The 7,394-nt window shown below is 40.9% G+C and carries 8 protein-coding genes, 1 tRNA gene and 1 pseudogene; 1 reads left to right on the top strand and 9 read right to left on the bottom strand.

The window, feature by feature from the left end:
• Nucleotides 1–15 precede the first annotated feature (15 nt).
• Together ACWI_RS16945 and ACWI_RS16950 are read right to left on the bottom strand one after the other, a co-directional pair.
• The gene (locus tag ACWI_RS16945; RefSeq protein WP_070372630.1) at nucleotides 16–1,254 is read right to left on the bottom strand and encodes a site-specific DNA-methyltransferase; all 1,239 of its coding nucleotides are present in this window, start codon (nucleotides 1,252–1,254) and stop codon (nucleotides 16–18) included.
• A gap of 91 nt (nucleotides 1,255–1,345) precedes the next feature.
• On the bottom strand, nucleotides 1,346–1,888 hold the full coding sequence (locus tag ACWI_RS16950; protein ID WP_070372631.1) for a P27 family phage terminase small subunit: 543 nt from the start codon (nucleotides 1,886–1,888) through the stop codon (nucleotides 1,346–1,348).
• Nucleotides 1,889–2,218: 330 nt separating this feature from the next.
• Between ACWI_RS16950 and ACWI_RS19145 the strand changes: the two genes are divergently transcribed.
• Nucleotides 2,219–2,311: transfer RNA gene (locus tag ACWI_RS19145), tRNA-OTHER, on the top strand.
• Nucleotide 2,312: 1 nt separating this feature from the next.
• Here the strand turns inward: ACWI_RS19145 and ACWI_RS16955 are convergent.
• The 7 genes and pseudogenes from ACWI_RS16955 to ACWI_RS16985 all read right to left on the bottom strand — a co-directional run.
• Nucleotides 2,313–2,696, bottom strand: coding sequence for an HNH endonuclease (locus ACWI_RS16955; RefSeq protein ID WP_070372632.1), 384 nt, complete (start codon nucleotides 2,694–2,696; stop codon nucleotides 2,313–2,315).
• A gap of 156 nt (nucleotides 2,697–2,852) precedes the next feature.
• Nucleotides 2,853–3,128, bottom strand: a complete 276-nt coding sequence (locus ACWI_RS16960; RefSeq protein ID WP_070372633.1) for a type II toxin-antitoxin system RelB/DinJ family antitoxin — start codon at nucleotides 3,126–3,128, stop codon at nucleotides 2,853–2,855.
• Between the two features lie 303 nt (nucleotides 3,129–3,431).
• On the bottom strand, nucleotides 3,432–4,427 hold the full coding sequence (locus ACWI_RS16965) for a type II TA system antitoxin MqsA family protein (RefSeq protein ID WP_070372634.1): 996 nt from the start codon (nucleotides 4,425–4,427) through the stop codon (nucleotides 3,432–3,434).
• Nucleotides 4,428–4,458: 31 nt separating this feature from the next.
• The gene (locus tag ACWI_RS16970; protein WP_070372635.1) at nucleotides 4,459–4,866 is read right to left on the bottom strand and encodes a hypothetical protein; all 408 of its coding nucleotides are present in this window, start codon (nucleotides 4,864–4,866) and stop codon (nucleotides 4,459–4,461) included.
• A 374-nt stretch (nucleotides 4,867–5,240) separates the two neighbouring features.
• Nucleotides 5,241–5,675 (bottom strand): DUF1492 domain-containing protein, encoded by a 435-nt coding sequence (locus ACWI_RS16975; RefSeq protein ID WP_242871643.1) that lies wholly within the window; start codon nucleotides 5,673–5,675, stop codon nucleotides 5,241–5,243.
• Nucleotides 5,668–5,931 (bottom strand): hypothetical protein, encoded by a 264-nt coding sequence (locus ACWI_RS16980; protein ID WP_070372636.1) that lies wholly within the window; start codon nucleotides 5,929–5,931, stop codon nucleotides 5,668–5,670. Before ACWI_RS16980 ends, ACWI_RS16975 begins: the two co-directional genes overlap by 8 nt.
• Nucleotides 5,932–5,999: 68 nt before the next feature.
• Nucleotides 6,000–7,265 (bottom strand): annotated as a pseudogene (locus ACWI_RS16985) (SNF2-related protein); the annotation flags it as partial.
• Nucleotides 7,266–7,394: the final 129 nt, after the last annotated feature.

A 7,394-nucleotide genomic window follows, 5' to 3' on the forward strand; every position in this document is an offset into this window, starting at 1 on the left:
ACATAACTAGTTTGTTTATTCGTCTTTTAAAAGGTCGGAATAAGGAATCGTAGCACCATTTCGAACAACAGAAATCCCATCTTCGGTACCAGTGGTTTCGGCATAGCGTTTGACAATCACATCGCAGTATTTGGGATCCAATTCTGAGGTGTAACAGACACGTCCCATCTGTTCACAGGCAATCAGGGTGCTGCCGCTGCCACCAAAGGAATCCAACACGATGTCGCCTTCTTTGCTGGAGTTACCGATAAAGTAACCGCAGAGCCCCACTGGCTTCATGGTAGGGTGTTCACCGTTCCTGAGCGGTTTGTCAAACCGGATTAGAGTAGTCTGCTTCCGATCGCCATACCAGGCATGGCCAGCGCCGGCTTTCCAGCCGTAAAGGACCGGTTCATGCTGCCACTGGTAATCCTGTCGCCCCATGACCAAGGAATTCTTGACCCAGACAAGGCATTGCCGCAGGACATAGCCAGCTTCTTTAAAGGCTGTTCTAAAATTGTAACCTTCACTGTCGGCGTGGAAAACATAGATGGGGGCACCTTTTTTCGATTGTTCAAACATCCGGGTAAAGGCTGCGGTTAAAAACTCCAAGAAGGCTGCATCCCCAAGTTTGTCATTTTGAATCTTCAGTTTTTCCTTAGTGCCGCCCTGGTAGTCGACGTTATAGGGGGGATCGGTCAGAACGAGGTCCGCCAGCTGACCATCCATCAGGATATCCATATCGTCTTTGATGGTGGAGTCCCCACAGATGAGTCGGTGTTTTCCCAGCAGCCAGACATCCCCAGGCTGCGTCATCGGAGAAGTAATCTCATCTAAAGCCTGATCGGGATCAAAGTCATCCTCCAGGGCATCCGGTTCACCAAAGAGTTCATTGATTTCGGCCATGTCAAAACCAGTCAAGGAAAGATCAAAGCCGCTATCATCAAGATCCTTTAGCAGATCTGTTAACAGCGGCATATCCCAATCTCCGGAGACCTTATTCAGGGCAACGTTTAAAGCCTTTTCTTTTTCATCATCCATATCGACAACCACACAATCCACTTCTTTTTCACCCAGCTGGGTTAACACCTTAAAACGTTGGTGACCGCCAACAATGTTGCCGGTGCGCTGGTTCCAAATGACCGGTTCCACATAGCCGAACTCTGTAATGGAGCGCTTGAGCTTTTCATACTCGGCATCGCCGGGTTTGAGATTTTTCCGGGGATTGTATTTGGCGTGTTTAATTTTCTTAATAGGTATTTTTTGAATTTCCATTTATGTTTTTCCTTTCGCAATTTCATCTTTTTCGTTTTCAACCATCGGTTGCCAGATGAACGAAAATGATTTAGAAACCATTATCACGAGATTATTCACCCCGTCGGGCAGTCAGTAGCCGTTCCATCACATCGTCGTGGGGATTGCTGCCTTTAAATTCCTGAGAACAGTTTTCTTTAACCACTTGATAGATTTGATACCAGAGGTTGTTAGACAGCTTCATAAAACTCTGCGACATGGCAACGAAAGGTGATGGAATCGCATTGCCAGTGGTGGGGTGCTTGGCCAGAAAGCCAAACTCGGTAATCGATTCTTCACACTGGATCCAACGAGAAACCGCCATGGCGTACTGCTCGATTAATTGGGCAGAGACATGCTGGGCGCAACCCCGTTCAGCTAACCACTGCCAAGTAATTTCATAGACTTCAGCTGCCATCAGCGGTTTGCCATTTTTCTGGGTGGCACTAAGATAATCTTTGGGTGGCGGCATATCCTGGCCTTCCAGCTTGGCGGTATCTGAAAATTCCAATACCGTCAACTTTCGTTTGCCGGGGTTACCATCCATCAGCTTGTCCACTAATGCTTTTTTCTTTTTTCCGGCTCCGACTCGGGAACCTCCGTGACCGTTGGCCATCTAAGCACACCGTCCTTTCTTTAATTTTTCCTATACCACCTCTTGAAATCGCGACTTTTCACGCGTGGCCCCCTACCCGTTGCATTTGCAACACGTTTTAGCGATTTGACTACCCCCACCCGTTCGATAAATTGATTTCTATTTCCGATAATGATATAATTAGTTATTAATATGTTGGTTCTAGCAACATTTAGCTTTCTTCTAGTTGGAATCCCAGTCGACGTCGTTTCTACCTTCTTGGTATTGATTCAAACATTAATCAGTTTAGGAAGTTTAAAGGAGGAGCACAAGATGTTAAAGGGTTATAACACGGTGGTTAGCGGCGCGCACGGAGCGGCCAGTTGTAACTGTGGTGAATATCTGAAAGCTATATGAAGCTATTACAAGTGCCGAAAGTAGGTTCGAATCCTACCCGCTCCGCCAATCAATGGACTACTTCTTGGTAGTCTTTTTTTTTGTCCCACCGTCCCCCTTCTCTGGCAGTAATTGTGGAATGACAGCTGCTACACAAAGCCATTAGATTTTTCTCATCGTGGGTACCGCCTTTTGACAACGGTTTGATATGATGAACTTCCTGCGCCGGGGTTAGCCGTCCTTCTTTTAAACACTGCTCACATAAAGGATTGTTCTTAATGTATTTGTTTCTGATTTTCTTCCAGGCCCATCCGTACCGTTTCCGAGTTTCCGGATTACGCTCATACTTATTGTAATGTTGGTCATGTAATTTTTGATGCTTTTCACAAAACCTTGCATCTGTCAATTCACTACAACCGGGGTAGCTGCAGGGCCGTTTTGGTTTTCTAGGCATGGTGTTCACCTCTTTCAGGGCATAAGAAAAGCCCTGTGGGGGCATTCCCACAAGGCTTCACTCGATTTTTATCTTTTTTTCTCTAGTATAATAATAACACACTACCCATATGGACATCTACGGACATTTCCGGCACATTTAAAAAAAGCATGTTTTTCATTCTTCAAGCGCGGTTTTTAAATCATTCATATGGGCATGACCTTTAACACTATTATCTTTAGCCAGTTTTCTACCTTCGGTAATGGCAGAGGCCGTTTCCTGACTTGGGTCTGACAATTTTAATTCAAAAGGCATTCCCTTTTCAAGGACTACTTGCCTGAGAAAAATATTGATCACTGTCATCATATCAAGACCAAGTTCTCCAAAAATCTTCTCTGCCGCTTCTTTGAGCTCTTTATCTATTGGAATTTCCAAATCAATCATATTTGCCATCTCAAACACCTCATTTTGTAATCATTTACCTATAACTACAAACTATTTGACTTTCATACACACTTTAATATGATAACTGTGCATATTTGTCAAACTTCGAATTTAATATTACATTTAATAAAATTTAGTAATTGGTTGACAAACTTTCCTAAATTATGGTGAATAAAAAGCCCTGCTGAATTACTCCAACAAGACTTTGATTAATTTCATCTACTTTTTCCAGTCTAATAATAACACATTACCCATGTGGACATCTGCGGACATTTCCGGCACATTTTAAATAATCGCACTGGCTATTTAATGCTAAAGCTTAGAAAACATATCCTGCGCATAATCTTTTATGTTGACAGGTGTAAGCATACGATATTTATCTTTTACAGAAGAAAAATAATCTCCAATAATTTGTTTTGGAATTATTCTATCAGTTGACACTTCAGCTGGTAAATTCCCACGCGTAGAGATCCAAGGAGTTTCAACATGTGTAAATGACTCAAGTGTTTTACCGCTGTAACAACAAAGATGTTTAATAACACTATCAAGCAACACCTTTTCTTCCACCGGCATATTAGAAATATCTGGTTCTGCAACAGTGTCTATAGGGTTGTAGCAATAACCACTGAAACGTTTGTAAATATCTCGATAGACAGGACCATGTACCCACGCCTCGCAATCTTCTTCAAATAAAAAGCTACCAAAAAAGGCATAGTAAAAGCCCTGAATATAGTATAAAGATTTTTGTAAGGAAAGGTTTGTAATGTCCTGGCATTGAGATAGCACATAATCAACGACTAACTCCAGGGTTGGTAGTGGAGAAAATGAAATATTCAAAAGACTATTGGTAACAGCTTTGCTTTTTTCATAAGCTTTATCACTTTTTAGGTTTTCTTTTCCACTTTCTAGAAGTGACAGATAGTAATTAGGATCGGCGAGTACCTGTTTCAACTTTTCAGAATACTGTTTTGCAGGCATATCGCCCTCGTAATATCGACTAAACGTTTGTTCTCCCCAACCAAGCAGCAAAGAGAGCGGCCTTTTCCCGATATTATACTTTTCGGGAATTGTCCTGATATCCTCCAGGGATATAATACCGTGCTTTTGACGATAAGCATCATATAGGGCTTTTAAATTTTCATCTTCAATTTCGGGTACATATACTTCAGATCCGCATTCATCACAATAAGCGGTTTTAGAAGTAAACTCATATATTTCCCCCCTCAATTCCGCAGAGTCAACTTTTTCTTTTACTGAAAACTTTAAATCCTTCCTGCATTCAGGACAGAATACAATTTTATTCATCATGGTGATTTCCTCCTTTCATCCCTATCGATCATCAAAACAGATAATTGATAGGCTTGTTTCTTTCATGGAACGATATAACAACTACTCTGCTTCCTGAAGGTAAGTCAAGAATATTAAACTTCGTATATAAATCAACCTGCTTTTCTTCATCATCTATATTAAATAGAGACACTTGGGGGCAAAAAACATACAAAATTTCATGCTCAAATCCCAAATTAGTGTTTTTTAAAGAATGACAAAAATCTTCTACTTCAATTTGCATTAATATGCGTCGTTGCTTCTCAGGAGTAAGATTATATTCACGAATTAAGGCGATATTTTCTGCTCTTTTCACGTTCTGAGCTACCGTATATTTGCCGCTACTCACACATTCCTGAATTTTTTGTAACACTGCCGAAATTTCTTCCTTCGTGTAGTTCTGATTATAATGTTGGCTCATTAATCGTCCCCCTTTTACAATATTATTATAACATCAATTCATGCATTCAGTCAATAAACAGTGCATCATTAAGTGCATTTTTTTGCGCAATAGATAGAATTTTAACAAATAAATGTATCATATGCATTCAAGCATCGTATAAACTACACAATAAATCCACGTCAAATAACTTTTATGTTTCTCAGTACACTCACTCTAAGCGATTTTCTCCTGTCAAACTTTCCCCTCTGCTCAACAAACAAAAACAACACTAAAGTGATATCAAAAAACCCTGTGAGTGAATTCCCACAAGGCTTCGTTTGATTTTTCTATTTTTCTCAGCATAATAATATCACATTACCCATATGGACATCTACGGTCATTTCCGGCGCATTTTAAATAACTGTACAATCCGGAGGAATCGTGATATGGGAAAGTGCCAGCTTATGCCATCGGCGTACTGTGCGCTCATCGGCATTTAATTCATCCCCAATTTTCGACCAGGTAAAGTTATGAACATAACGATAGCGAAGAACCATTCGTTCATCCATATTGCTGACGCTTTCAATTACCAGCGGGACTTCTTTTTTGAAGGTAACCAGCAGATCAATATCTGCATTGATTTCATTTTCTAATTCAATGATTTTCACAACGATATCTTCCATTTGGTGAATGTTGCGACTCGGGCTGCCAGGCATATCGCTGATAGTGCTTGTGGCTTTTGTAGCCAGAGAGTGTAGTGAAGAAACTTGTTCGATCTTACTGTTGATTCGCTGATCAAGGCGATAAGCCTGCCCTAAGTATTCTCTTGCTGTCATTTTATCATGCATAATTCTCTACCTCATCATTCAGTTTTTTAATCAACACCTCTGGGTGAAGATTTGTAATGGCGGAAAAGAAGCTGCCTCGAAAAAAACGCTCCACTTCACGTTTGGTTCGTCTCGCCATATAATCCTCTGGGAACTTCTCCAGTTTTTTTAATGCACGGCGATAGTCTTTAACTGCCTGTAAGATGATTGCATTTCCAAGCTCGATGTATGTATCATCTACCTCAATGGAGTGAACATTCTTCTGATTCTCATACATAGGGATAAAACCTCCAATAATTTTAAATTTTGATTGATCTATTGGTTATGACCCATTTCTCGATTCACTTACGGTTGAGATTCAATTCTGGCTTTCACCGCTTCAATTAGCGATTCCTGCTGGATATCCTTGTTTTCCAAAGCCTTCATCACATCTTCATCGTGGGTTCCTTTGGTAACCAGATGCTGGATTACCACCGTATTTTTCTGACCTTGACGCCAGAGCCTAGCATTAAGTTGAGAATAAAGTTCGAGTGACCAGGTGAGTCCAAACCAGACAATGGTGGATCCACCGTCCTGCAAATTTAAACCATGACCGGCGGATGCCGGATGGATCAAGGCTACTGGTATTTTTCCAGCATTCCAATCTTCGATATCTTTCGCTGTATCAATACATCGGGCATTAAACCGTTTAAGGATTCGACTTTTATCGTGCTTGTACCAATAGGCCACCATCAATGGCTTCTCATTGGCAGCTTCAATCAGATCTTCCAGGGCATCCAGCTTTCTTTGGTGCATCTCTAAAATATGCGCATCATCGGAATAGACTGCTCCGTTTGCCATCTGCAAAAGTTTTCCAGTAAGTGATGCTGCATTGGCCGCAGTTATTTCTCCATTCGGCAGATTAAGTACAAGGTCTTTTTTTAGTTTCTCGTATTTTTTTGATTCTTCTTCTGACAGCACAACTTCTATCTGCGTACTGATCAGTTCCGGCATTTTAAGATGATCAGTGGACTTCATGGAAATAGTAATGTCAGAAATTTTTTCATAAATTTGCTGTTCGGCATTCGGCAGCAGTTTGTAGCTGTAAATAATCTGACCATTTCGCTTATCCGGTGTGAAATAGGAAGTTCGGTACTGACCAATAAATCTACCAAGCCGTTCGCCCATATCCAGCAGTTTAAATTCTGCGAATAAATCCATCAGTCCGTTACTACTTGGTGTTCCTGTCAGGCCCACAACTCTCTTTACCTTTGGTCTTACTTTCATCAAGGCCTTAAACCGTTTAGATTGATGGTTTTTGAAGGACGAAAGCTCGTCCACAACCACCATATCAAAATTAAAGGGAACGCCGCTTTTTTCAATCAGCCACTGTACATTTTCCCGATTGATGATATAAATATCTGCCTGATTCCTCAGTGCCTCCAGTCTTTCTGCTTCTGTACCGACTGCCACCGAATACTTCAATAGGTTAAGATGCTCCCACTTTTCGATTTCGGCACCCCAAGTCACAGTGGCTACACGAAGAGGTGCAATGACTAATATCTTATGAACTTCAAAGCTGTCAAACAGTAAATCAGCCAGTGCCGTCAATGTAATACTTGTTTTGCTTAACCTGTATATGATATTTTAATAGTGGTCCATTTTTGACAGATTTTTAGTTGAAAAATGGCCCACTATTTTAATTAATCCCCAAATATGAAATAATCATATTTGGAGGTGAAGGGAGTGTTAAATTTGATG

The organism is Acetobacterium wieringae (genome assembly GCF_001766835.1).
GTDB classification, from domain to species: Bacteria; Bacillota; Clostridia; order Eubacteriales; family Eubacteriaceae; genus Acetobacterium; species Acetobacterium wieringae.